Below are 25,085 nucleotides of genomic sequence, written 5' to 3' on the forward strand. Positions count from 1 at the left end.
GGGGTAGGAAGATGGAAGCATTAGCTAAACACCGTTTTGCCCGCACGTCGGCTCAAAAGGCACGCTTGGTTGCGGATCAAATTCGCGGTTTACACGTAGAGAAAGCTTTAGAAGTTCTTGCGTACAGCCCGAAGAAAAGCGCAGCGCTAGTAAAGAAAGTTTTGGAATCTGCGATTGCTAACGCAGAGCACAACGAAGGCGCGGACATCGACGAGCTAGTCGTTGCCAAGGTTTTCGTTGACGAAGGTCCAACTATGAAACGCATCAAGCCACGTGCTAAAGGCCGTGCTGATCGTATCTTTAAGCGCAGCAGTCACATCACTGTGGTTGTAGCGGATAACTAGGAGTAGATAATGGGACAGAAGGTACATCCTACAGGTATACGCCTGGGTATCAGCAAACCATGGACTTCTACCTGGTACGCTAATACTGCAGACTATGCAGACAACCTGTATAACGATCATCAGGTACGTCAGTATCTGACTAAACAACTTAAGAACGCTTCACTTTCTAAAATCGTGATCGAGCGTCCTGCTAAGAGCATCCGTGTGACTATTCACACTGCTCGTCCAGGCGTAGTAATCGGTAAGAAAGGTGAAGACGTAGAGAAGTTGCGTAACTACGTATCTAAGCTAGCCGGTGTGCCAGCTCAGATCAACATCGCTGAAGTACGTAAGCCAGAGCTAGATGGCCAGCTAGTAGCTGACAGCATCTCTAGCCAGCTAGAGCGTCGTGTTATGTTCCGTCGTGCTATGAAGCGCGCAGTTCAAAACGCAATGCGTCTAGGCGCGAAAGGTATTAAAGTTGAAGTTAGCGGCCGTTTGGGCGGTGCAGAAATTGCACGTTCTGAATGGTACCGTGAAGGTCGCGTTCCTCTGCACACTTTCCGTGCGGACATCGATTACGCAACCTCTGAAGCGTCAACTACTTACGGTATCATCGGCGTTAAAGTATGGATCTTCAAAGGTGAAGTTCTAGGTGGTCTACCTACAACTCAAGAGCAAGCACCAGCTGCTCAACCTAAGAAGAAAGGCCGCAACGCTAAGCGAGAGGGCTAATCATGTTACAACCAAAACGCATGAAGTTCCGTAAGATGCACAAAGGCCGCAACCGCGGCTTCGCAGCGGGTAGCACTGTTGCCTTTGGTACTTACGGCCTTAAAGCAGTTGGCCGTGGTCGAATGACTGCGCGCCAAATCGAAGCAGCGCGTCGTGCTATGACTCGTCACGTTAAGCGTCAAGGTAAAATTTGGATTCGAGTTTTCCCTGACAAGCCAATTACTGAGAAGCCTCTTGAAGTGCGTCAAGGTAAAGGTAAAGGTAACGTTGAGTACTGGGTATGCCAAATTCAGCCTGGTCGTGTTCTTTACGAGATGGAAGGTGTTCCTGAAAATCTTGCACGCGAAGCGTTTGAATTGGCAGCGGCTAAACTGCCATTTAAAACAACCTTTGTAACTCGGACGGTGATGTAATGAAAGCGACTGAACTGAAAGACAAAAGCGTAGAAGAGCTGAACGCAGAGTTGATTAACCTGCTACGCGAACAGTTCAACCTGCGCATGCAGCACACAACAGGTCAGCTTGAAAAAACTGATCAGTTGAGAAAAGTACGTCGTAACATCGCGCGTGTTAAAACCATTCTGACTCAAAAGGCTGATGCGTAATGACTGAGCAAAAAATTCGTACAGTACAAGGTCGTGTGGTTAGCAACAAGATGGATAAAACCATCACTGTTGTAGTTGAACGTTTTGTTAAGCACCCAATCTACGGGAAGTTCATCAAGCGCTCTACTAAGCTTCACGCCCACGACGAAAACAACGTGTGCAACCAAGGTGACGTAGTAACAGTACGTGAATGTCGCCCGCTATCTAAGAACAAATCTTGGATGCTAGTTGACGTTGTTGAAAAAGCTGGCGTTTAATCGCTAACTTTTTTCAAAGTCTTAAAAAAGCCGCTTTCGAGCGGCTTTTTTGTTTTCTTTGACCTGTCCTAAAAAGCGTTCGCGCTTTGTTTTACTCACGCTTTCACAATCTGGTTGTAAAGTGCAGCATACTCTCTTGCCATATTCTCTATGCTAAAGTGTGTTTTCACATGCCGGTGAAGTGCTTTACCTAATGCTATCTTTTCCTCGGGTTTTGCTATCAATAAGCTTACTGCTTGCACCAGCCCGCTAATATCCCCGGGGCTCACCATTAAACCCGTTTCCTTATGCTTTATAATTTCTGGAATTCCGCCAACGGGGGTTGATATAACAGCACGTTTGCTTATCCCTGCTTGTAGAAGTATAACGCCAAGCCCTTCAGCGTAAGCGGGATGAACCAGCACGTCTATATTAGGCAAAATGCTCGCAACGTCGTTAGTAAACCCGCACAGCTTTACATTACTGTGCAGCTTATACCTGTCGATTAACGACTTATAGTGTTCTTCTTGTGAGCCCTTACCAAAAAGAAAGCAAGTTAGGTTATTAAATTGCGTTGTTAGCTCTCGCATAGCGAGTATTAAATCGGCTTGCCCTTTGCGGGGGATATATTGTGCAAAATTAGCGATAACGAAGTGGTGCTGTGGAATATCAAACTTACTCTTCAACCACTGCTGGTCAGCAGGCTGTCCGTATTCTTTCTCATCAACGGCAGAGTGAATAATTCCTTGGTATTTCACTTTATCGCAGTGCTTTGAGACTACATTATGGACACCGTCCGATATGCTTATTACCGCTTCGTACTCTCGATATTTAAAGCTGGCCAATTTACCCTCAGTATTATCAACACGTCGGGTACATACTGCCGGTATTCCCGTGAATTTTGCTACCAGTGCGCCCCAGACATCAGCGCCACGTCTACTGTGTACGTGAATTACGTCGGGCCTAATGCGCTTTACAACGTCAAGTAAACGCTTAAAGCCTATTAGGTCGGTATCGCCTTTGTAGTTAATAGAGAAAGTTTTACAGCGGTCAAAACTGTAATGACTGATTTCGCTGTTAGCAGCACAAACAAGCTGTTGGGTAAACCCACTGTCTTTATCTAGCGCATCGATAAGATAAGTTACTTGCTTCGCACCACCGTATAAATGCCTTCCCAATTCGATATGCAAAACGTTAATGTCGAAAGAATGCTTGTTGCTCATACTAGTGGCTTATGTATGGTTTAAGTTGATTAAAGGCTTGTTCAGGTGTAACTAGCGTCATGCAGTCAAAGCGCTCATTGCACGTGGGTTTCCGTTTACATGGGGCGCAAGGCATATCTTTAAACAGTACATGGGTATATGCATTGTCGGTTATAGTATAGGGTCTTGTTGAACCAAAAATGGCAACAGTAGGTTTTTTATAACTTGTAGCTAAATGGGTAAGACCCGTATCTACACCAACAAACGCATGGCAAAGTGACAGCACGCTCACGGACTCCTCTAAGCTAATTTTTCCTGCGAGCGAAATTACGCCGTTACATTCAAAGGTTAAGGCTTCGGCTTTTGCTGCATCACCAGGACCTCCTAAAATGGCTATAGGTAAACTAGAGTGATTACGTACCCTGTGAATTAAATTTTGCCAGTGTTCAGAAGGCCAATGCTTTTGAGGGCGAGTGGTAAAGGGCGCGATGGCTATAAAGGGTTCTGTTAAGCCTAAGTGACTAGTTTTCGATATCGCTGACTGCATGGCAGCGCTACTTGATCTGATGCACATTTCATAGCCTTGGCTATTATTGTTTTCAGCGCTGCAAAGTGAATATAGTGTTTTAGCGAGGTGTCGATATTCGCTGCTAATCTGTTGTGATATTGGCTTATCTAGCGCGAGAGTAAGTAATCTTTGGCTATTTTCTTTGCTTTTAAAACCTATGCGCTGTGATGCACCACTGACGTAAGCGAAAAAGGCGCTTTTCAACAATCCTTGTGCTTCAATTGCTACTTTGAAGTTCTTTTCTCTGAGCTGTTTTCTGAACGCTTTTATAGTTTTAAAAAGCGCCCAGTACTTTTTAGCCTTTAATAGCGCTCGCCATTCGTTTTTAGGCCACGCAATAACGTGGTCTACATAGGGCTGACTTTTAACTAGCGCGACATAGGGAGCTTCTACTAGCCAAGTTAATTCAACAGGCTCTCCGTATTGGGAATAACTTTGCTTTATGCTAGACGGTAGGCCAGAAGCCATTACAATATCGCCAATTGCGCTAAGCCTGATAAAAAGAATTTGTTGTACGTTTTTAGGCATTAGAATAGGCTTTCAAAATTCACGTGAAGCTAACTAGCTAGCAATATCATCACAGTTTGACGACACTTTAATGACGCACATTGTATTAACGATTATGTATGCGTTTATGTTTACCATTAAGGACAATTTATGTTTGCTGCCGAGCGTAACGGCTACAAACCCACACTTATTGAAGATATATGCCGATGGGGATATTCGCTGATATTAGTGTTCATTATTCCCTTCGCCTTTTTACAGTTAATGCTAAGAGGTACCACCAGAAACAAAGACTATAACCGGAGAAGGTTTGAACGCTTTGGGTTCGTCGCACATGCACCTAAAAAAGACGGATACTTATTTCACTGTGTTTCAGTGGGAGAGGTGGTTGCGGCTTCTTGTTTAATTAAACGTATCATGGCGGATGAGCCCGATTGCCAGATTACGGTGACCACCACTACGCCTACGGGCTCTGCGCGGGTACGCGCAATCTTCGGTGACAGCGTGCATCACTTTTACTTACCTTACGATCTGCATATGGCTATGGCAGGAATGCTCAAAAGAATTCAGCCCAAAGCTGTGCTAATCACCGAGGTAGAGTTATGGCCTAACCTTATCCACGCATGCTGGAAACGGGATATACCTGTAATGGTCGTCAACGCCCGTATGACTGATAGGTCTGCCAGACGTTATAAAAAGATTGGTAAGTTGTTTAACCCTATGCTCGCTAAGCTTTACCATATTTGTGCCCAAGGGCAGCGCGACTACAAAAATTATGCATGGCTTGGGGTGCCCGATAAAAAGCTTACGCTTACTAACAACATCAAGTTCGACCAGGTAGCTTCTGCTACCGCGCCGGACCATCCTTTTTTAGGTTTGAATCGAGCAGATTACCCCATACTTGTAGCGGGGAGTACCCATGACCTTGAAGAAGAAGCGGTACTTCAAGCAGCAAAAGAGTTGTGGCAACAAAGCCCTCCCTTCAAAGTAATTATTGTTCCACGTCACCCTGAGCGTTTCGATACGGTAGCTAAGCTTATTGAAGCTAAATCGCTACCGTTTGTTCGAAGTTCTCAGGTGCAATCCGTACCAGAAGATACCAATGTGGTGTTACTCGATGAGATGGGCAAATTAAATGATGCCTATGCGGTGGCTTCTTTCGCCTTTGTTGGTGGCTCCATAGCTGATAGAGGGGGTCACAATGCCCTAGAGCCTGCAAGCTTTTCTATTCCGATAATAATGGGCCCTCACACTTATAATAATCCGGTTATCTGCAGTTACTTAGAAGAGTGTGGCGCGCTGATAAAAGTAGAGAGTGGGGAAGCAATGTCGGCGATTGTGAATAGATGGCTTCTAAAACCCAATGAGCGAGAAAAGGCAGGACAAGCTGGCCGTAAAGTATTAGAAGAAAATAGTGGTGCTCTTGAAGCTACTGTTCAGTGCATACGGAAATACGTTAACTAATTGTTTTATGGTTAAAAAGTGGGCCCCTTAATAGTGCGCACTGTGCACTTTAATGGGGTTTTCTATGAGGTACCTGTTAAAGTCAGGGTGTGCAAACTAATGTAAGTTATTGTAAAGAATGGGTTTTGTTGATTTGGTCTACTCTTTGCTATAAAGCCTACGACAGCGTATCGGCAGTAAAATCCAAATAAAAACGCACCTTTAATAAAAGGGCACTGTGTTACGTGTTCTCCAGGGAGAGACCTCCTGCCGAGAGGCAGGAGGTTTTCTTATTTTTACTCTTCTATTTTTTGTTCAAGCTCTGGCTCAATCAAGCTGATAATGCGCCAGCCAGCTTTAGGCTGAATGCTGTTGCCGTTAATAAAGGTGTAGCTTTTACCTTCGGCATTAATGGCAATAAGCGGCGTAGCCCGTTCACCATACTGCTTCGTATACTGCTCAAAGGTAAACTCTTCTGAAAGCCGGGTCGTTTTAACCGCAGATTCACGGGCAATGGCTGACGCTAAATAGCCATAGGTAACACCCTCATCAAATAACGTAAGCTTTTTAGCATACTGCTCGCTAACTTGGTGACTAGGTCGCGTAGACTGTTCATTATTGGTTAGCGCCCACACTTTGTCTTTACCCATAGTGTACTCAAAGTGATAAGCAATAAGTGGGTTCAATTGTTTGTAAGGCGACATTATCAATACAGTGCCAAAGGTGTTTAAATCGAGATGTCTAGCAGCATGATCGGACATAGGATTACCGAAATACACCGGAATATCCATCATGCGCGCCTCTCTAATCGCATCCCAGTTAGTATCTGCAATAGTCACGTCCAACTTTTGATTCAACATTTCACACGCAAGGGCGCGATTGAATTTGCTACCTCCAAAAATAAGGTAGCCAGTAGGCGCCGGCGCTCTAACCTTAAGAAGAGATGCAACACTGCGAGAGGTAAGACTTTGCACTACAACCGTCGCGATAATCACCATAAAGACGATAGGAACGATAATACCCGCTCCTTCATAACCGATTTCTTCAAGCTTAAGAGAGAACAGGGCTGAGACTGCTGCAGCAACGATACCACGTGGAGCAATCCAACTTAGCAACGCTAATTCATTCAGCTTAAGTCCAGTACCAATGGACGATGCTAATACTGACAGGGGGCGAGCTATAAACATAATAGCGGCTAGCACCACAATCGATCCCCATCCTACATCGATGACAGACTGTAAGTTCAGTCGCGTAGCAAGCAGTATGAATAAACCTGAAATAAGTAAAACGCTTAGGGTTTCTTTAAATTCGAGGATGTCTTCTACATCAACATCTTTCATGTTGGCCAACACCATACCAGAGATGGTCACCGCCAAAAGGCCCGATTCATGCGCTACGTAGTTTGATGCTGCAAATACACCTAAAATAACGGTTAACACAGCGGTATTAAGCAGATAGTGGGGGATCCATTCCTTACGAATAGATAGGCCCAGTAAATAGCCTGAGGCAAGCCCCAATACGGAGCCTATACCGACGGTTTTTCCAAAGGCAATGAGTGTATGTGTAATAGCTGTTTCTTGTGACGCTACGATGAATTCGAATACCAGTACCGCTAACAAGGCTCCAATGGGATCGATAACTATACCTTCCCAACGTAAGATATTGGCTAGGTTGGTTTTAGGTCGTACAGTCCTTAACATGGGAACAATAACGGTAGGTCCAGTTACAGTAACAATTGCACCGAACAAAAAGGACAACTGCCATGAAAGGTCTAGGCTATAGTGTGCGGCTGTCGCCGCAACCACCCAAGTGACTAAGACACCGATAGAGCACAGGTTCCTCACCATATTGCCATGGCCCGCAATATCACTAAACTTTAGCGTCAGTGAGCCCTCGAACAAGATAATGGCAACAGAGAGAGAAACGACGGGAAACAATAAATCGCCGAATAAGTCGTCCGCATTAAGTACACCGAATACCGGGCCGACAACAATACCGACTATTAAGAGCGGCAAAATTGCAGGAAGCCTTACCTTATAAGCTAAGTATTGGCATGTAATTGACAGCAATCCTACTGCAACGAGTGAGAGAAGCGGGTCTGACAAAGTGAATCCTTATCGCGTTATTATTTATTCATCCTATATCAGCCTAAATATTTGTCATATAGAGACTTTAGGCCAAGCATTAGCCCATAGCGATATACGCTTGGGTTTGAAGTTTAGACCAATAGACCATTTTTAGCGCGCTAAATACATATTAGATGTTTAAAAGCTTTGGTATTATTACAAGAGATTACCGGTCTTTTAGGAACGACTTTTTTGAACTCTCTTTTTAAACTTGCACTTTTGACGTCAGCGCTTTTACTAGCGTCTGCATGCGCGAATCAATATCCTACCTCGGGCGCTTCGTTTAACGTTAAGAGTGTTGTGGAATTGCCTGAAGAGCTTTCGGAAACGTCGGGTTTGTTTTGTGAAATTGATAGTATGTATTCGCTTAATGACTCAGGCAACGCACCAATAATTTACCGTATTAATTACCAAGGTGAGATAACCGAGCGGACGCGTTTACCACTGACTAATAGAGACTGGGAAGCAATAACCGCTGATGACACGTCGTTTTACATTGCAGATGTTGGAAACAATAAAGGAAAAAGAGAGAAGGTTGAAGTTCACAAAGTAAATCGCCGCAACACAAACGAAATAACTACCTTCACGCTAAAATATGCAGGCAATAATGCTTCGAGCAATATTCCTTACGCACACGATTTCGATTCAGAAGCGATGGTCAAGTACGGTAATGAACTGCTTCTGTTCTCAAAAAGCTGGAGAACGGGCATTACTCATGTTTACAAGGTCAACGAAGGGGAAACAGAACAAACTATCAGCCCCTTTGCATCGATTGAAGGCCTACCAGGTGTAGTAACTGGCGTTGATTTCGACCATCATCAAGGCATGTTCGTTATCACAGGGTATAAATCAGATCCCTTTGGCAATTTCGCAACGTTTATCGCTCAAATATCACAAGACTATACGCTTTTTGATATATGGCCGTTAGAGCGATATAAGCAAGTTGAAGGTGTATGCGTAGATAACAAGGGCACCTATTGGTTTAGTGAAGAAGCAACGGAAGGGCGGAAGGCGTCATTGTCTAGCGCTCAAATAACACAAAAATAAGCAAAATTCGGTCGTTACGCTTGTTAACAACTGTGAGCAAGCGCGCTTTCATCACTCGTCACAATTCTATTTAAGTTATCTTTTAGCTGTTGTTAGTAAAATGGCTAATACCCAATTACCCTCTTTCCTGCCTATACTAAAACTGTGTTTACGTTTGTTTTAACCAACCACATTTTAAGAGGGGCGAAGATGAGACGTTTCGTACATGCTATTTTGGCAATGTGCACTTGCTCATGTTTAATGATGGCAGGTGCTGCTAATGCTTCAGTGGTTGAAAAAGCGCAACAATGGCTAAACAAGTATTCAGACAGCGATGATATCTTCTCTTTAACTCTCACCAAAAACAAAATTAAATTCAAAGGCTGTAAACAGAAGCAGTACCAATTAGCATTCAGCCAAAAAATAGCGCCAATGTTTAACATTGAAGCCATTGTGCACTACAACAAAGGGCTTCTTGACTACGGTGTTTTATCTCAGCGCGTGAAAAGCCACGAGTTCGAAGTAGTCAGCTGGTGGGATAGAGGAGATTACCGCTTAGGGTTGAGCCATAAAGTGCGCCCTCGTCATGAAATGCGTATCCCGGTTGCTGATACGATAAGACTACCAACTAGCACAACGGCTGGCCTATACGTTGAAGTTCCGTTTAACGAAGATAGGCACCTACTTACTGTAGGCGCCATGAGAGAATCGTGGGAAAGTGGTGGTGCCTCACTTCAACTACCGTGGCGCTCAAGCCGTGATAATCAAGTAAAAGTGCAATACGCCATTACCTTCTAAATAATGGCGAACAAGGTTTTTTTACCAACTGTTTGGCGTATAGCACTATAAGCTTCTTACAACTTAAACCTGCTCACTTCTAGCGAAAGTTCCTGCGCCAGCTCGTCAAGTTTGTCACTTACATTCACCAATATTTGCGTTGCATTTAAGGTTTCTTCACTAGATGCACTAATATCGTTGATGTTTCGGTTTATATCTTCAACCACAGTCGCTTGTTCTTCGGTTGCAGTGGCAACTTGCGTATTCACATCATTGATATGAGCAATCTCTTCGGCGATATCTTGAAGCAACTTGTCAATTTCAGTGGTTGCGGTTACAACATCAGTGGTGCGCGTACGGCTCGACTCCATTTGCGAAACCGCAGATTTAGAATCTTGCTGAAACTTGTCAATTTTAACCTGTATTTCATCAGTCGCTTGGGCGGCACGTTGCGCCAAAGTTCGAACCTCATCGGCAACAACCGAGAAGCCTCGACCGTGATCGCCAGCCCGCGCAGCTTCAATTGCAGCATTAAGCGCAAGTAGGTTAGTTTGCTCCGAAATACCTCTTATCGTATCAAGGATACCGCCAATGGCTGCGGTGTGTTCATCTAGCGACTGAATAACTCGTGATACATCTTGAATTTGCTCTGACAGGCCGTTTATCGCATGCACTGCACGCTGAGTAATTTCGCGACCGTGAGCCGAGTTTGTGGTTGCTAAATTCGCATTTTGCGCGGCATGAGTAGCTGACTGTGCCACTTCATTTACTGTACTGCCCATCTGCGTTAATGCCGCAGCTGCTTGCAACGTCTGATCCCGTTGGCTTTTAGTAGAGTTTTCAGTTTGATGAGATTGCTTTGCTACATCCTGAGCCGATGCTTTTAATGCATGGCTTGTTTTAGCCACTTGAGAGATAGTGCCGTGAAGGTGGTCGATAAAGTTATTAAACCCTTCTACTAAGCGGGCAATTTCTTTTTGTTCAGGCATAGGAATTCGAGAACGTAAATCGCCTTGCCCTCTGCCGAGCTGTTGGAAAACATCAGCGAGTGATTCAAGTGGTTTGGTAAGGGTTCCAGCTAGCCATATACCGATGAATGCAAAAGCACCGGCTATGATCAACGCCCATATAATGATTTGGCGGCTACCCGCATCTAAAGATGCATAAAGTTCGTGCTCGGGTACTTGCGCTACTACGTACCAGCCCGCCTTTTCCACATAGGTACTGGCAAATAACTGTGTATCGCCTGCTGAGTCGCTGGTGGCCATAGCGAAACCCTGACGATTAAGCAGTTGTCCTGCTGTGTTCGAATCACTTATTGTCGCTAATTTGGCTTTGCCCAGTAAATCAGTATTGGGGTGTGCGATAATAGTACCGCTACCGTCTACAAGAAAGACAAATCCGGTTTGTGCAATTTTAACGGCATTGATAATACCTAATAACTCATCTACCGATTTAGCAACACCCGACATACCTCTGCCGTTTACTTGCTGATAATTCGCAAACAGGCGGTAACCCTGTCCGGGTTCGTTGTACAAACTCAGCGAGATGGGTTCGCCACTATTTTTGTAAGCGAAAAACCACCCGTCGAACTCATCGTTCTTAAGTACACGCAAAAAGCCATCTTGGTTCCAATATTTGTAGGTGTTTCTGTCTACAAACGAGGCTACCGTTAAATCGTTAAATTCAACTATATTATTTAGATAGCCCAGTAAACGCCGTTCGCCAGCGCTATCGGCGCCGGCTGATGACCAAGCGAGAATATCGGGGTTAGAGGCAATGCTGTGCGCCACAGTCAGCATTACACTGGCCTCTCTGTCTACGCGGTTGCCAACCTGTTTCAGTAAAGAAGGGAGCTGTAGTTCTTCCATGTTCTCTTTAACGAGATCACGGGCAATCCATTGGCTAATTGAACCTACAAGAATAGCTGCGGCAAGTACTGCCACAATAAGAGAAATAATGAGTTTTTGTTTAATACTGAAAGTCATGACTTTCGACCACGTAAGTTAATGCTGAAAATTTATAGATTAAAGGTGACGTGGCATTGCAGGCACAGCAACGTCTGATACTGAATCCTAGGCGGGCCAGTACTACTTTATGATTCTTACGCTCGTGCTTTTATTATTTTTTAAGCGCAGAGAAGTTATCGACCTATTGTTTGTAAAGTTTATACTTTTTGCTAATAAATAGGTCAAAACGATTGTGAAGCATAATTGACCAACAGGTCAACAAAAAATATTAGACTTTATCTATGTGGACTGGTAGTAAACATAAACGAAAAAGCCCTCGGACTACTCATAGAACCGAGGGCTAGTTTAAGCAATGCTTATTAGAGCATCAGCTAACGCTTACTCTTTCGTTTCCTTAGGAATAGGGAAACCGCGGTCGCGCATTAGTGCGTCTACTTTGGCATCACGGCCACGGAATTTGCGATACGCTTCAGCTGGATCCATTGCGTTACGCACAGCAAATAGGTATTTCACTAAGCGGTCGCCCACTTCTTTATCGTAGAAACCACCCGGTGCTTCCATAAAGGCCTCTGCAGCATCAGCAGTTAGCACTTCTGCCCACATGTAGCCATAATAGGCCGCCGCATAACCTTCGCCTGAGAATACGTGGCCGAAATGAGGTGAGCGGTGACGCATCACAATTTCTTCTGGCATGTCCAGCTTCTTAAGCTCTTCACGCTCAAAAGTATCAGGGTCAATCTTGCTAGGATCGGTAGTATGATACTTCAGGTCCATAATGGCAGAAGCCATGTACTCAGTGGTTTTGAAGCCTTCATTGAAGGTTGAGGCCTTCTTAATCTTTTCAACTAGTTCTGCTGGAATTGGCTCGCCTGTTTCGTGATGAACCAGGTAGTTGTTGATAACCTCATCGGTAGTTAACCAGCGCTCTAGCAACTGAGACTGGAACTCAGTGTAATCGCGTACACCAGAATGCGACGACGGGTATTCAACGTCGGACGCTAAGAAGTGAAGTGCATGGCCAAATTCGTGGAAGTAGGTTTCAGCATCGTCCCACGAAATAAGCGTGGCTTCGCCTTCAGCGCCTTTTACGAAGTTCGAGTTGTTAGAAGACAATACGGTTTTCTTGCCATCAAAGGTAGTGTAAGAGCGGTATGTAGTTGCCCAAGCACCAGAGCGCTTACCCTGACGTGAGAACGGGTCAAGATACCAAAGGCCAATGTGTTCACCGCTGTCTTTATCTGTTACTTCCCATACTTTTACATCTTCATGGAAAACCGGCACTTTGCCTTCTTCAACAGGTGTAAAATTGAAGTTGAACAAGCGACCAGCAACGTAGAACATGGCTTCGCGAAGCTTATCAAGCTGTAAGTACTGCTTTACTTCGTTTGAGTCTAAGTCGTATTTCGCCTGGCGCACCTTTTCTGCATAGAAGCGGTAGTCCCATGGTGCAATAGTGATGTCTGCACCTTCTTCATCTGCAATGGCTTGCATGTCGGCCACTTCTTCTTCAACACGAGCAATAGCGGCAGGCCATACTTTCATCATAAGGTCCATGGCATTTTCTGGGTTCTTTGCCATGCGATCTTCTAAGCGCCACTGAGCGTAATTTTCGTAACCTAATAGCTCAACGCGCTCGTCACGAAGAGTTAAGATACGTTTAATAATGTCGTTGTTATCAAACTCGTCAGCATTGTCACCGCGGTTGTAGTAAGTACGCCAAACTTTCTCGCGAAGCTCTCGATTGGTGGAGTATGTTAAGAACGGGTCCATAGACGAACGCGTATTGGTAATTGCATATTTACCTTCTTCGCCGCGAGACTCGGCTGCCGCTTTTGCTGCCTTAACAAATGAGGCAGGCAAACCGTCAAGCTGGTCTTCAGTAATATAGGTAACGTAGTTTTCTTCGTCTGCTAGTACATTGTTAGAAAACTTAGTGTGTAGCGTAGCAAGCTCTTGGTTAATTTCAGCATAGCGCTTCTTCGCTTCGCCATCTAAGGTCGCACCATTGCGTGCGAAGCTATTGTAGGTCATCCATGTTATACGCTGTTCTTCTGGCGTAAGTGAATCTAACTCGTCAGACTCATATACCGTTTTAACTCTTTCAAAAAGCTTTTCGTTTTGCGTAATTTGCGTGAAGAAAGCTGATAGCTTAGGCGACATTTCTGCCTGAATTTCGCGGAATTCTGGGCTCGACTTGTTTGAACTCCAAATGCCGTAGTAAGTGAATACGCGCCCCAGCTCTGCACCTGCCCGCTCCATTTCTACAATAACGTTTTCAAACGTTGGTGGCGCTTCGTTGTTCGCGATAGCTTCAATTTCTTTAAGATTCAATTCCATAGCTTTTTCCAGCGCAGGCTTTAAATCTTCCAAATTCATCTTATCAAACGCAGGTACACCGCCATAGGGGCCTTTAAACTCTTGAAGCAGCACGTTATCAAACTGTGCTTGTTGAGATGCCGTTGTATTTTGCACTTCTGTGCTAGACGTTTCTGGTGCCTTTTGCTGTGAACATGCACCAAGTGCAACCACAACCGCTATAGCGGTAAGTGATGTTTTAAATTTACCCATGAGTTTTCCTGTCTGTTTTTATCTATAGGTTTTTTGACAAAAACCATCTTAAGATAATGTAAAAATAAGTTAAATGCTCTTTAACGTAATTCCTTGCAGTACAGCGGTTTGGAGGGGAAATCGTACTGGTATGCAATTCGTCGAAATTGCACAAATTTTGATTGGCTTTGCGCTGGTTGGAAATTACACTGCGCGCGTTCTGAATTAGCTGTATTCCACAGCGCGTAAACCATTGACTTATTTACTGTGATCACCATGTTTGAATTTCTTCTCCACGGGTTTCCCGTAGCATTCGCCTTGGCCTCCTTTTGGTCGAATACTGAACGCAAGTTACTGCTGCTGAATTTAGGTTTATGTATTGCTATTGGTTCTCTTTTGGCTTTTGAGCAAGCATGGGGAGGAGTTGTAGTTATAACGGTAGCAGGAATGAGTACCAGCTATCGCATAATAAAAAATAAGCTCCTGTCGCCTATTGCAACTTACATTACCTTAATCACTATGATGGTGATTGTACTGACAGTAAATAATTTAACCGGTAAAACCTCGCTGATTGAGGCTATGCCTGTGTTAACTTTTATGGCTTATCGCTTTGGCGAACTGCACTGTAAAGAGGCTGGCCTTCGCGTGTGTATGATTATAGGTTCAATCAACTTCACGGCATACGGTGTGATTACTCAAACGTGGGGCTTAGCTATTACTGAAGCGCTATTTGCAGTATCAAACCTGTGGTACTACATGAAGCTTAGACGTGCCATGCGCACTAGCCCAATTTAGTTGAATATATAGTTGTTTTGTGATGTATTTATTGTCAAACGGAATTGAATCCACAGGCAAGGTAATGCAACGTAAACCCATCGACAAAGCAATATTTTTTGGTGTTCCGGCTTTTCTATTGGCGCTTTTTGTCCTGCGCTTAAACGTAGAAGACGATCTGAAGCTTGCAATGACCATTAGTAGTGTAGGGCTTCTTATTGGCTATGTTTCCTATTTCAGAAGCAGGGGCCTTAGCAAGAAATATTCTATCGAAAGCTTAATAGAAAAAGAGAATGAGAGCGTTGTGTTTCACTATTTGCACGGTTATGACCGCGAGCCACTAAAAGTGAATGCTGACACGATTTATGCGCTTAATTTTTCTCACCAATATCTAGGAGTAATTTTAGATAAAAATGGCAGAGGTTTCGATTTTCACTATCCACACAAGGAAGCCGTAATACAAGCTAGGCTTCAAGAAGTACTTGGTGAAGATGGGTTCAATAACGTGAAAAAGAATGTCTAGATAGAGCGAGACTCGACCAAATCAAAGCCCGAGAGTAATGTTACTGTCGGGCTTTTTTATTAGGTAATTGTAAAAGCTTACGCGAATACCACGGTTTTGTTTCTGTGAATAATTACGCGGTCTTCTAAATGGTAGCGCACACCGTGAGCCAGTGCGGTTACTTCACAGTCTTTACCTTTGCGCACCATGTCAGCTGCGCTGTCGCTATGGCTGATTCGTTTTACGCTTTGCTCAATGATCGGACCTTCATCTAAGTCTTTGGTGACGTAATGACACGTTGCGCCAATTAATTTTACGCCGCGATCATAAGCTTGCTGATATGGCTTAGCGCCGGCAAAGCTAGGTAGGAAGCTGTGGTGAATGTTAATGGCTTTACCTTCCAGCTCTTGGCATAGCGTATCAGGTAAAATCTGCATGAAACGGGCAAGCACGGTCAAATCAATTTTGTACTCTTGAAGTAAGGTGGTGATTTGCGCAAATGCTGCTTCTTTTCCTAAGGCTTTAAAGTCTACCCAATGAAAAGGTACTTTGTACCAGTCAGCAAACTGTTTCATTTGCGGGTGGTTGCCAATAATTACTGGAATATCACAGTGCAACTCGCCAGTATGCCAGCGATGAAGCAGGTCAACTAAACAGTGAGACTCAAGGCTCGCTAACAAAGCAACGCGCTGTTTTTTGTCTGAATCACTGAGTTTCCAGTTCATCTGATACTCGTTAGCAAGTGGGGTGAACTCTTTAACAAAGCTTTGGTGGTCTAGTTTTAGCGAATCTGTACTAATTTCATGGCGCATGAAAAAGCGGCCGGTCTGTAAATCGGTATGATGGCTGGCCTCAACGATGGTAGCGTTATGGTCGGCTAAAAATTGCGACACGCTGGCAACTAGCCCGATTTGGTCAGGGCAGTCTATAACTAATCTAAATGTTTGTTGCATGTGGGCAGTTTGAATAAAAAAACAGGCTATCTTTTTACCCGTGACGCTAGGCGTTGTAAAGGCTATAGGCAATTTAAAACCAGCTTAAATTGCTATAACTCATAATCACACCCATAGATCACAGCTGCTTAGCCATAAAAAGGCGTTTGTCATAGTTTTGCAGGTGCGGATAATCCGGTGCGGCAGTACATTTTTCTTAGTTCGCCATTCATTATTTAGCTGGTTTACTCATCTGTAATACCGCGACGAAGTTTCTCTCTTACCGACATATTATGTTTCAACGGCCAAGATTGACGAATAGGGTAGGTCACTCCCTGCGGCGTAGTTACAGACTCAAATAGGTGAAATGCTGAGATGTGAACGTCTACGCTTGGGCTGTAAAGCGGTAGCGGCAATGTTGACGTAGCCTTTCTCACAAGAGTGACGTGAGGCTTATACTCTCTGTTTTCTACTTCGATTGCCGCTTTACGGGCCGCTTTTCGCGACAATTTAGCGAGCTCATTAAGTGCCTTTGGCGTATCAGTAGGTGCAGCAAAGAGTATTTTAGGCCCATTCCATAACCCAGTGGCATTGAGAGCCAGAGAAAATGGTTCACTGACGAGCTGATCGAGTTCATACACAAGCGCTTCGTGCTGACGGTGATTTATCTCGCCTAAAAAGCAAAGCGTTATATGAAAGTTTGCTGCTGGCACAGCATAAGGTACTGCGGGCCCTTGGCTGTTGATGTGCTCGTTACGCTTGTTGCCAGACTTACGAGTACGAGTTACCTCGCTTTTCACCCATTGACGAGGCATTACTTCAGGCAACGCCTGTTGACGCCAGCTATCTAGAGCAAGTTTTTCTGTGGCGCTAAGATCTAAACCAATAAAGCTTCGCATAGCTTTCCTCCTTTAAATTTGCCCTATCTATGTACATTAAACAGTATTGCTGTCCACAAACTTAAGAAGGCAGCGAACGTCTGTACGATAATAAGTTTATCATGGCGCTGTGGACGAGTTCCAAAACAAGTCCCGCGTATTGAGTATTTACCAAATTTAAAAAAATAGCTGTGATGTTCGAGTGCATTGTTTACATCAGGTACACTATACCCACCAACTTATAACACCTTTATGCCCTTTATGTTACAACCGTTTTCTCACCTACCCGCTTATGAACTTGTTACGCCGCTACAAGAAGCCGTAGCGACTAACAACATCATCATAGGGGCGCCTCCGGGGGCAGGGAAATCTACTGTGCTGCCTTTGTCGCTGCTGCAATCTTCGCTAAAAGGAAAAATCTTGCTCATGCAGCCTCGCCGGGTGGTGGTAAGAAATCTTGCTGACCACTTAGCAAAACAGTTAAATGAAAACGTGGGTGAAACAGTTGGTTATCGTATAAAGGGCGAGTCAAAAACGTCGTCAGCTACTCGGCTTGAGATAATAACCGAGGGCGTATTAACGCGCATGATTCAGCAAGACCCAGAGCTTACCGGTGTAGATGCTATTGTCTTCGATGAATTTCATGAGCGCAGTATTCATAGTGACTTTGGGTTGGCGCTGGCACTTGAAGTCCAGTCTGGGCTTCGCGATGACTTACGCCTAGTGGTGATGTCGGCAACCTTGGATATTGCGCCACTTCAAACATTGCTCAATGGGTTTAGCGTACTGCCAGTAGCGAACTTGGAAACGCAAGGTCGTATGTTTCCTGTTGATGTTCGCTACACCCAAGATGTGCAGGCTTATGAGTTGGTACCGAAAACCAGTAATCTCATAAAACAGGCAGTAAGCGAGCACGATGGTGATATTTTAGTGTTCCTTCCCGGCCGAGGAAGCATAAATGCTGTTGCCAGAGAAATAAAAGGGTTAGCTGAAAGTGCGGACATAGCCGTTCACATGCTTTATGGCGCTATAGGAAAATCAGCACAACAAGCAGCCATCGCGCCAGACCCCCAGGGTAAACGAAAAATCATATTATCTACCAACATTGCAGAGACAAGTTTAACCATTGAAGGCGTGACAGTAGTTATTGATACTCTGTGGGAGAACAGCGCTCAGTATCACCCTTCAAGCGATATTACTGCGCTTACCCAGCAACGTATTTCGCAAGCATCAGCCACGCAAAGAGCAGGGCGAGCAGGACGGGTAATGGCCGGTACCTGCTATAGGTTATGCAGTAAAAGCAGCTTCGAGCGTTTGGCCAAACATAATGCGGCGCAAATTGAGAAAGAGGACTTAAGCAGCTTCTTGCTTGATACTCTGGCGTGGGGTAGCAGCCCAGATACGTTGGCATTATTGACTCAACCTACACAAGCACAACTGCAGGTCGCACAACAAAAGCTTTGCCGAGTTAATGCTGTTTCAAAGGCAAACATTACCCCTTATGGAAGAGCGTTGGCCCAGTTGCCATGTCAGCCTCATTTAGCCCATTTATTGCTAACGGCAAAAACAGGTATAGAGGGGCTAAGTGCTGATGAAAATAGTGCGCTTCGCTTTGCAGCACCTTTTGTAGTGGCTATAAGCGAAAGCAATATTAATGTAAATGGTGCGACAAACGTAATGGATGCGCTGCTTCATGCTAATAGCAGTACTCGCAATCAGCTTATACAACAGGCTTCTCGTTATGCGCGCTATGTGCAAAGCGAGAAGGGAAAAACGCAGAGTTTTAAGCCTGACATCAACGCATTAGACGAACACGCCCTTGGCCTTTGTATCGCCATCGCCTTTCCTTTGCAGGTGGGCTACCGGCGAAATGCGCCAAGCAACCATGGCGGTAATTTTGGTAATTCGAAAGTGACAACGAAGGGGGCTACGGGAAGCGGTGCTTCACAGTCTCATATTATTGAGTACAAGTTGGCGAGTGGGAAGGGGGCTGAGCTAACCGCTACAGCCGGTAGTACATTTTCCAATGAAAGCGAAAAGGACAATCACCCGTGGATAGCCGTGCTTGAGGGGCAGCTAATCAAAAGCACAGTGGCAATACGTCTAGCTGAGCGTGTCCCTGAGCGCAGGTTGCGTTTAGCTTTCCCTGACGCATTTAGCGAAAAGCGTAGCGTTATTCTTAACAGCGAAACTGGCGTAATGGAAGCCAGAGTAAGTACGGGGTTTTATGACATAACGCTAAATAGTGCGCCAGTATCCGGACAGGAAAAAAGCCGCGAAAAAGCGTTTTGGGATAGCGCAATGTGCGATGCTTGGTTTGCCTATCTCGATACCTTGCCGTTATCCAATTGGCCACTGTCGGATGCCGATTGGCAATGGTGGCGAAGAGTTCAGTTGGCCGCAAAGCTCAATTTACCGCAAGATAAAGCTTTTGACGAACCAGATCCCTGGCCATTGTCATTAAGCGACTTGGTGCATAGGGCAAAAGACAGCCTAGCGCCTGTTTTAAAAAGCTGTAAAAGTATCAAAAGCCTTAAGCAGTTACCGTGGAAAACTGTCTTGAATAATGGGTTATCTTGGCCTCAGCAAGACGCATTGGCCACGCTTTTGCCCACTCACGTGACTATTCCTACGGGCAGAGAGGCTAGCCTAGATTATCGCGACAATGGGGATGTGGTGCTGTCGGTCAAAATGCCAGAATTGTATTCGCAAAGCGCTCCATTAACCTTAGCGGGTGGGCGAGTTACTGTTGTGTGCGAGCTGCTGTCGCCAGCAGGTAGGCCACTGCAAACCACCAGTGATTTAGGTGCGTTTTGGCAAGGCAGCTATAAAGAAATACAAAAAGAGATGAAGGGGCGTTACCCCAAGCACTTTTGGCCGGATGATCCTGCCAATGCATTGCCGACCAGCAAGACAAAAAAACATATGTAGCCGTTGATGCGGCCATACCTCTTATTGTTTTTATTTGATTGTTGTGTATTTCAAACACTAGCCATTGCTTATACGCCAGTCTCTTACACAGTCTGTTTTTAACGACAGTGGTTACACAATAAAAACTAAGCTAAGTTGATGGTAGCAATTACAAACTTTTATTTAGGTAACCTTACACTATGAAATTATCCAGTTTAGCCACCGTGGGCTTTCTGTTTGCTACATCTTTAAGTGCTCGGGCTCACGATTTTTGGTTAGAGCCAGCAAGCTACCGTTCACAAGAGCCAAGTGCTGTTGCCTTGCAGTTTAAAGTAGGCCATAAAGAAGATACCTCTCACTGGAACCTGTCATGGGATAGGATAGTCGCGTTGCGCACTTATTCTTCTAATGGCGTGAGTGATATGGCCGCCAGCGTAGTACCTAAAACGTCAATGCTACCCGGCATGGCTAAAACGGTCGAGCTTTCACCTGGCACTCACGTTATAGGGTTTGAAAGCTATCATGCGACTAGTGTACTAAAAGCGAAGAAGTTTAATCAGTATGCGAAAGATGAAGGTTTAACAGAAATACTAGCCCATCGCGAGGCGAGAGGGCAAAACGATATCGCCGGAAAAGAGCTTTATTCAAGGAAAGCAAAAACCATTGTACAAGTAGGTGAGGCAATAACGGACAATGCCATAAAACCAATTGGCCACACGTTAGAAATAGTGCCCCTTGAACACCCTTATAAACTCTCAGATAACACTCTATCTGTTCAGGTGTTGTTCAAAGGAAAGCCCTTAAGCAATGCACTTATCGATGCAGCATCCTTAGTTGATCACAGCGTGGAAGTGCAAGCGGTTAAAACTGACAGTGAAGGAAAGGCGACGTTTAAAGTTAATGTCGAAGGGCCTGTTATGCTAAATACGGTTTGGGGCGTACCCCTTACAAATAGTTCTGCAGCAGATTTTGAAACTTACTTTTCAAGTCTAACGTTTGAATACGTTCAGTAACCAATAAGCTGGACGGTGTTTATCTTACCGATTACTAAAAATACCAAATGATTAATGCGCCCTTGAAAGGGCGCTGTTTTAATCAAGTTTAAGAGGTAGCCTTGCTTGCCAGGTCAATGTTGAGGGCTGCCATTACTTCCAAACCTGGAAAACCATCTGCGATCATATTATTGCTAATTTGGTAGTTGCGGATACCCTCGCGAGTGGCAGGGCCAATGATGCCGTCGGGTTTGCCCACATCGAAGCCTAAATTATTTAGCTTACTTTGAAGCGCAATAATGTCTTTGCGGCTGTAGGCGGGGAGATCAGGTAAGGTTGCTTTAATACCAGACGCTCCAGCGATGCGGTCGGCCAATACGCCTACGGCGATGGCATAAAACTCAGAGTTGTTCCAGCGCATAATAACGCGGAAGTTTTTGTAAGCAATAAAGGCAGGGCCGTTATGCCCTGCAGGCACGATAACATAAGCTGTGGTATCGTCTTCGCCCAGCGCAGAGCCATCGGCTTTCTTCACGCCTTGAGCGTTCCATTCGCTAAGAGGTTTTCTATTTTTGTAACCAGACTCTTGATAGTCAAAGTTCTCAGGCAACTGCACTTCACGACCCCAGCGGAAGCTGCGCTCCCAACCTAGGCTTGCAAGGAAGTTTGCGGCAGAAGATAACGCATCTTCTTCACTTGCCCACAAATTAATTTGCCCGTCGCCGTCGCCGTCAATGGCATAGTGTGTATAGGCTGAAGGCATAAACTGAGTGTGACCCATAGCGCCAGCCCACGAACCAATCATGTCTTCTTTTTGAAGCTTTTCCCGTTCCATCAGCTTCACGGCCACAAGGAACTCTTGGGTAAAGTATTTACTTCTTCGTTTGTCACAAGCCAGCGTGGCAAGAGAATCAAGTACCGGCATTTTGCCTTTGTAAGAGCCAAAGTTTGTTTCTAAGCCCCAGAAAGCGAGCAGGTAGTGAGGAGGCACGCCATACTTATCACTGAGTTTGTGCAAAAGCGCTTCGTGCTTAGCGTACATCTCTTTGCCTTTCTGAGTGCGCCAATCGGTAACGCGCTTACTAAAGTACCCTGGAAAGGTTTGTACAAATTCAGGTTGGCTTCGGTCTAACTCAATCACACGGTCTTGATGAACAAGGTGAGGAAATACATCATCAATGGTTTGCTGGCTAACCCCTTCTTGCTTTGCTTTATCTGCAAGTACGGCGGTGCAGCTAGCAAATTGTTCATTGGCATAAGCGGTGTTAATCGACGCACTAGTAATAAGCAGAGCCAAAGATGTACGAATTAATGAGGTGTAAGACTTGGTCTTCTTAGGTGAACGATCAGAAAGAAAAGAAGACTTAAATGAAGCTAAGCGCATAGTACGATTCCTGTGTTACTTGCCAGCATGCTATCGCATTGTGACCGTGAAACGCGAGTAAAATTCACTTTTCCTAGTACGTACAGAAGTACTTTATTCCGCATCAATAGTAAATGGGCAATAGGTGTGCATATTTGGAAACAGTTGTTGAGCGGCGGCCCGAATGGTAATGTTGATACCATTAAAACTAACGTTTTAAGCGACGTTCGTTAAACCTATATCGCAAAGTATGCGATGTCATCTTCAATGATCTTCATGGCGTTTTCACGTGGCAAAAAAACAGACACAAAACAAATCATCTTCAAAAAGCAAAACAACCAACAAGGGTAAGAGCTCAGCCAAGCGCTCGTGGTTTTTCAAGCTATTCTGGCGAGTCGCTTTAATAGGCTTAGTGGTGCTCGGGGCTTATGCGTTTTATCTCGACGCACAAATTAAACATGCGTTCTCGGGTAACAAGTGGGAAGTACCTGCGCAAATCTTCGCACGTCCTTTAGAAGTAAGTAAAGGCGAGGAGATCACGCCACAAGAAGTCATTGATGAACTCAATTTGCTGGGCTACCGCAAGGTAACCTTTGCCGACAGTAGCGGTGAATATAGCTATCAAAATAAGGTGCTGACTGTACAGCGCCGCGCGTTTCAGTTTCCAGAAGGCGCAGAGCCTCTGCGTCATTTAGTGATCACGTGGGAAGGTGCACGTATTGGGGAAATTTATGACAAGTCGCAAGGCCGCCCGTATGGTTCTGCAAAGCTAGAACCCTGGTTAGTAACGCGCATGACAAGCGGGTCTCAAGAAGACCGTATGCTGGTAACGTTAGACACCATTCCTGACATGTTGCCAAAAGCGCTAACCCTGGTGGAAGACCGCAATTTTTATAATCACCATGGCGTTGCGCCGCTTTCAATATTGCGGGCTCTAATGGCAAACATTGCAGCCGGACGAACGGTTCAAGGCGGCAGTACGCTAACGCAGCAGCTGGTTAAAAACATGTTTTTAACCCGTGAGCGTTCCATTGTGCGTAAGGCAAAAGAAGCCATTATGGCGGTGATCATTGATGCCCGTTACAGCAAATCAGAAATTATTGAAGCGTACTTAAATGAAGTGTTTTTGGGGCAAAATGGCGATATGGCCGTACATGGTTTTGGACTTGCTAGCTATTTCTATTTTGACCGACCAGCTAACGAGCTAAGTACGCCCGAAATAGCCACGTTGGTTGCTATTATTAAAGGCCCATCTTATTACAACCCACGCAAATATGCTGAGCGCACGAAAGAGCGTCGTGATTTAGTGCTGCGCATGCTGTTTGATGAAAATGAAATTAGTCGTCAAGACTACGAACGTTTTGTGAATATGCCGTTAGGGCTCGCCAGTGGGGCGAGCCTAGCAAGCGGTAAACACCCTGCTTTCATGGAGCAGGTTCGTCGGGAACTCAATGAAATTCTGGCTGAGCCTAGCTTAAGAGATTCGGGCGTAAAAGTGTTTACAACACTTGATATCGTAGCCCAGCGCCGCGCTGAAAGTGCATTGTCGGGTACGCTAGACGGTTTGCAAAAAGACAGGAAAGTGCCATTACAGGGCGCAATGGTAGTCACAGATAGTGCAAGTGGTGAAGTACGCGCTATCGTTGGCGGAAAAGACTTTGCGTTCAAAGGCTTTAACCGAGCACTAGACGCAAAACGCCCTATAGGCTCGTTGATTAAACCTGCGGTTTACTTAACCGCACTAGAAGATCCAACACAATTTAACTTGGCAACGCCGCTTAAAGACGAACCCATTACCCTTGAAAGTCGAAATGGAAAAACGTGGTCGCCGCAAAACTACGATAAAGAGTTCAGAGGCCAGGTGCCTTTACTTCAAGGGCTAGTCGAGTCTTTAAATATACCTACGGTTAATTTAGGCATGCAGATAGGGCTTGATGCGCTAGCCGATACGATAGAGCGATTAGGGGTAACCACCCCTGTAGATAAAGTACCGTCGTTGACCCTTGGTGCTTTTGAATTGACACCATTTAGTACAAACCAAATGTACCAGACCTTATCAAATGATGGGCGTTACATACCTCTTCATACGGTGACTTCTGTAGTAACAGCAGATAACGCGCTGCTTTGGAAAAAGGCGGAGTTTTTTGCTCAGCGCACCGATGAAGCAGCAACCTATTTGCTCAACTATGCCTTGTATAAAGTAACCACCGAAGGTACTGCGAAGCGCATCGGTTGGAATTTTGGGAATGTGAATATGGCTGGCAAAACGGGCACCACAGACGATTACCGCGATAGCTGGTTTAGTGGCTTCGATAGAAACAATGTGGTTACGGTTTGGGTAGGCAATGATGACAACCAACCGGTTAATTTGACCGGTGCAGGTGGGGCCTTACCCGTCTTTATAAACTACATGAAATCTCAGTCACCCAAGTCATTATCAAGGCGTTTCCCAAAAGGCTTAGGCATTGCACATTTTGACGCCAAGACCGGCGCGGTTGTGGTTGCAGGATGTGCTGGGAGTTTAAGCGTACCGGCTATTTTGGATGTGCTTCCTCCACCTCAACAAGATTGTTCAGGCCGTCCTGTAGACAAAGACAGCGACAAGGATGATAAAAGCTGGTGGGAACGGATATTCGGATGAAAAAAACTCCAGTAAGAAGATAGAAAACACAA

At 45.0% G+C, this 25,085-nt stretch carries 21 protein-coding genes; 13 read left to right on the top strand and 8 right to left on the bottom strand.

Features of this window, described 5'->3' with window-relative positions; genetic code table 11:
- The first annotated feature begins 11 nt into the window (after window positions 1–11).
- Genes rplV through rpsQ form a run of 5 tightly spaced genes read left to right on the top strand, consistent with a single transcriptional unit; the run spans window position 12 to window position 1,919 of the window.
- Complete coding sequence (gene rplV / locus PCAR9_RS01560; protein WP_012516962.1) at window positions 12–344, top strand: 50S ribosomal protein L22; 333 nt, start codon at window positions 12–14, stop codon at window positions 342–344.
- Window positions 345–353: 9 nt separating this feature from the next.
- Window positions 354–1,058, top strand: coding sequence for a 30S ribosomal protein S3 (rpsC, locus tag PCAR9_RS01565; RefSeq protein ID WP_014947978.1), 705 nt, complete (start codon window positions 354–356; stop codon window positions 1,056–1,058).
- Window positions 1,059–1,060: 2 nt separating this feature from the next.
- Entirely contained in the window at window positions 1,061–1,471 is a 411-nt protein-coding gene (gene rplP, locus PCAR9_RS01570) for a 50S ribosomal protein L16 (RefSeq protein WP_012516964.1), read from the top strand.
- Complete coding sequence (gene rpmC, locus PCAR9_RS01575; protein WP_012516965.1) at window positions 1,471–1,662, top strand: 50S ribosomal protein L29; 192 nt, start codon at window positions 1,471–1,473, stop codon at window positions 1,660–1,662. The genes rplP and rpmC overlap by 1 nt, the downstream gene beginning before the upstream one ends.
- Entirely contained in the window at window positions 1,662–1,919 is a 258-nt protein-coding gene (gene rpsQ / locus PCAR9_RS01580) for a 30S ribosomal protein S17 (protein WP_012516966.1), read from the top strand. Before rpmC ends, rpsQ begins: the two co-directional genes overlap by 1 nt.
- A gap of 95 nt (window positions 1,920–2,014) precedes the next feature.
- Here the strand turns inward: rpsQ and PCAR9_RS01585 are convergent, their stop codons facing one another.
- Together PCAR9_RS01585 and PCAR9_RS01590 are read right to left on the bottom strand one after the other, a co-directional pair.
- On the bottom strand, window positions 2,015–3,121 hold the full coding sequence (locus tag PCAR9_RS01585; RefSeq protein WP_179982116.1) for a glycosyltransferase family 4 protein: 1,107 nt from the start codon (window positions 3,119–3,121) through the stop codon (window positions 2,015–2,017).
- A 1-nt stretch (window position 3,122) separates the two neighbouring features.
- A complete protein-coding gene (locus PCAR9_RS01590; RefSeq protein ID WP_179982117.1) occupies window positions 3,123–4,196 on the bottom strand; it encodes a glycosyltransferase family 9 protein in 1,074 nt (357 codons plus the stop codon).
- Window positions 4,197–4,325: 129 nt separating this feature from the next.
- Here PCAR9_RS01590 and PCAR9_RS01595 point away from each other — a divergent pair, with 129 nt between their 5' ends.
- Complete coding sequence (locus PCAR9_RS01595) at window positions 4,326–5,636, top strand: 3-deoxy-D-manno-octulosonic acid transferase (RefSeq protein WP_179982118.1); 1,311 nt, start codon at window positions 4,326–4,328, stop codon at window positions 5,634–5,636.
- A 275-nt stretch (window positions 5,637–5,911) separates the two neighbouring features.
- Here the strand turns inward: PCAR9_RS01595 and PCAR9_RS01600 are convergent, their stop codons facing one another.
- Complete coding sequence (locus PCAR9_RS01600) at window positions 5,912–7,720, bottom strand: cation:proton antiporter (protein ID WP_179982119.1); 1,809 nt, start codon at window positions 7,718–7,720, stop codon at window positions 5,912–5,914.
- Window positions 7,721–7,933: 213 nt separating this feature from the next.
- Between PCAR9_RS01600 and PCAR9_RS01605 the strand changes: the two genes are divergently transcribed.
- Window positions 7,934–8,788 carry a hypothetical protein gene (locus tag PCAR9_RS01605; protein ID WP_179982120.1) on the top strand — a complete coding sequence of 285 codons (855 nt, stop codon included), beginning with the start codon at window positions 7,934–7,936 and terminating at the stop codon, window positions 8,786–8,788.
- 189 nt (window positions 8,789–8,977) lie between these two features.
- Window positions 8,978–9,565 carry a hypothetical protein gene (locus PCAR9_RS01610; protein ID WP_179982121.1) on the top strand — a complete coding sequence of 196 codons (588 nt, stop codon included), beginning with the start codon at window positions 8,978–8,980 and terminating at the stop codon, window positions 9,563–9,565.
- A gap of 56 nt (window positions 9,566–9,621) precedes the next feature.
- On the opposite strand, the gene PCAR9_RS01615 is transcribed toward PCAR9_RS01610, so the two are convergent.
- Window positions 9,622–11,532 carry a methyl-accepting chemotaxis protein gene (locus tag PCAR9_RS01615; protein ID WP_179982122.1) on the bottom strand — a complete coding sequence of 637 codons (1,911 nt, stop codon included), beginning with the start codon at window positions 11,530–11,532 and terminating at the stop codon, window positions 9,622–9,624.
- 360 nt (window positions 11,533–11,892) lie between these two features.
- On the bottom strand, window positions 11,893–14,082 hold the full coding sequence (locus tag PCAR9_RS01620; RefSeq protein WP_179982123.1) for a M3 family metallopeptidase: 2,190 nt from the start codon (window positions 14,080–14,082) through the stop codon (window positions 11,893–11,895).
- A gap of 255 nt (window positions 14,083–14,337) precedes the next feature.
- Here PCAR9_RS01620 and PCAR9_RS01625 point away from each other — a divergent pair, with 255 nt between their 5' ends.
- The gene (locus tag PCAR9_RS01625) at window positions 14,338–14,856 is read left to right on the top strand and encodes a YgjV family protein (protein WP_179982124.1); all 519 of its coding nucleotides are present in this window, start codon (window positions 14,338–14,340) and stop codon (window positions 14,854–14,856) included.
- Window positions 14,857–14,920: 64 nt separating this feature from the next.
- Window positions 14,921–15,358, top strand: a complete 438-nt coding sequence (locus PCAR9_RS01630) for a hypothetical protein (RefSeq protein WP_179982125.1) — start codon at window positions 14,921–14,923, stop codon at window positions 15,356–15,358.
- A 77-nt stretch (window positions 15,359–15,435) separates the two neighbouring features.
- Here the strand turns inward: PCAR9_RS01630 and purU are convergent, their stop codons facing one another.
- On the bottom strand, window positions 15,436–16,290 hold the full coding sequence (purU, locus tag PCAR9_RS01635; RefSeq protein ID WP_179982126.1) for a formyltetrahydrofolate deformylase: 855 nt from the start codon (window positions 16,288–16,290) through the stop codon (window positions 15,436–15,438).
- A gap of 224 nt (window positions 16,291–16,514) precedes the next feature.
- On the bottom strand, window positions 16,515–17,168 hold the full coding sequence (gene thpR / locus PCAR9_RS01640; protein WP_179982127.1) for an RNA 2',3'-cyclic phosphodiesterase: 654 nt from the start codon (window positions 17,166–17,168) through the stop codon (window positions 16,515–16,517).
- Between the two features lie 186 nt (window positions 17,169–17,354).
- Between thpR and PCAR9_RS01645 the strand changes: the two genes are divergently transcribed.
- Window positions 17,355–20,078, top strand: coding sequence for an ATP-dependent RNA helicase (locus tag PCAR9_RS01645; RefSeq protein WP_179982128.1), 2,724 nt, complete (start codon window positions 17,355–17,357; stop codon window positions 20,076–20,078).
- A gap of 179 nt (window positions 20,079–20,257) precedes the next feature.
- Window positions 20,258–21,070 carry a DUF4198 domain-containing protein gene (locus tag PCAR9_RS01650; protein ID WP_179982129.1) on the top strand — a complete coding sequence of 271 codons (813 nt, stop codon included), beginning with the start codon at window positions 20,258–20,260 and terminating at the stop codon, window positions 21,068–21,070.
- 88 nt (window positions 21,071–21,158) lie between these two features.
- Here the strand turns inward: PCAR9_RS01650 and PCAR9_RS01655 are convergent, their stop codons facing one another.
- Window positions 21,159–22,433 (bottom strand): lytic murein transglycosylase, encoded by a 1,275-nt coding sequence (locus tag PCAR9_RS01655; RefSeq protein WP_179982130.1) that lies wholly within the window; start codon window positions 22,431–22,433, stop codon window positions 21,159–21,161.
- Window positions 22,434–22,701: 268 nt separating this feature from the next.
- Here PCAR9_RS01655 and mrcB point away from each other — a divergent pair, with 268 nt between their 5' ends.
- The gene (mrcB, locus tag PCAR9_RS01660; protein ID WP_179982131.1) at window positions 22,702–25,053 is read left to right on the top strand and encodes a penicillin-binding protein 1B; all 2,352 of its coding nucleotides are present in this window, start codon (window positions 22,702–22,704) and stop codon (window positions 25,051–25,053) included.
- Window positions 25,054–25,085: the final 32 nt, after the last annotated feature.

The organism is Alteromonas macleodii (genome assembly GCF_903772925.1).
Classification (GTDB): Bacteria; Pseudomonadota; Gammaproteobacteria; order Enterobacterales; family Alteromonadaceae; genus Alteromonas; species Alteromonas macleodii_A.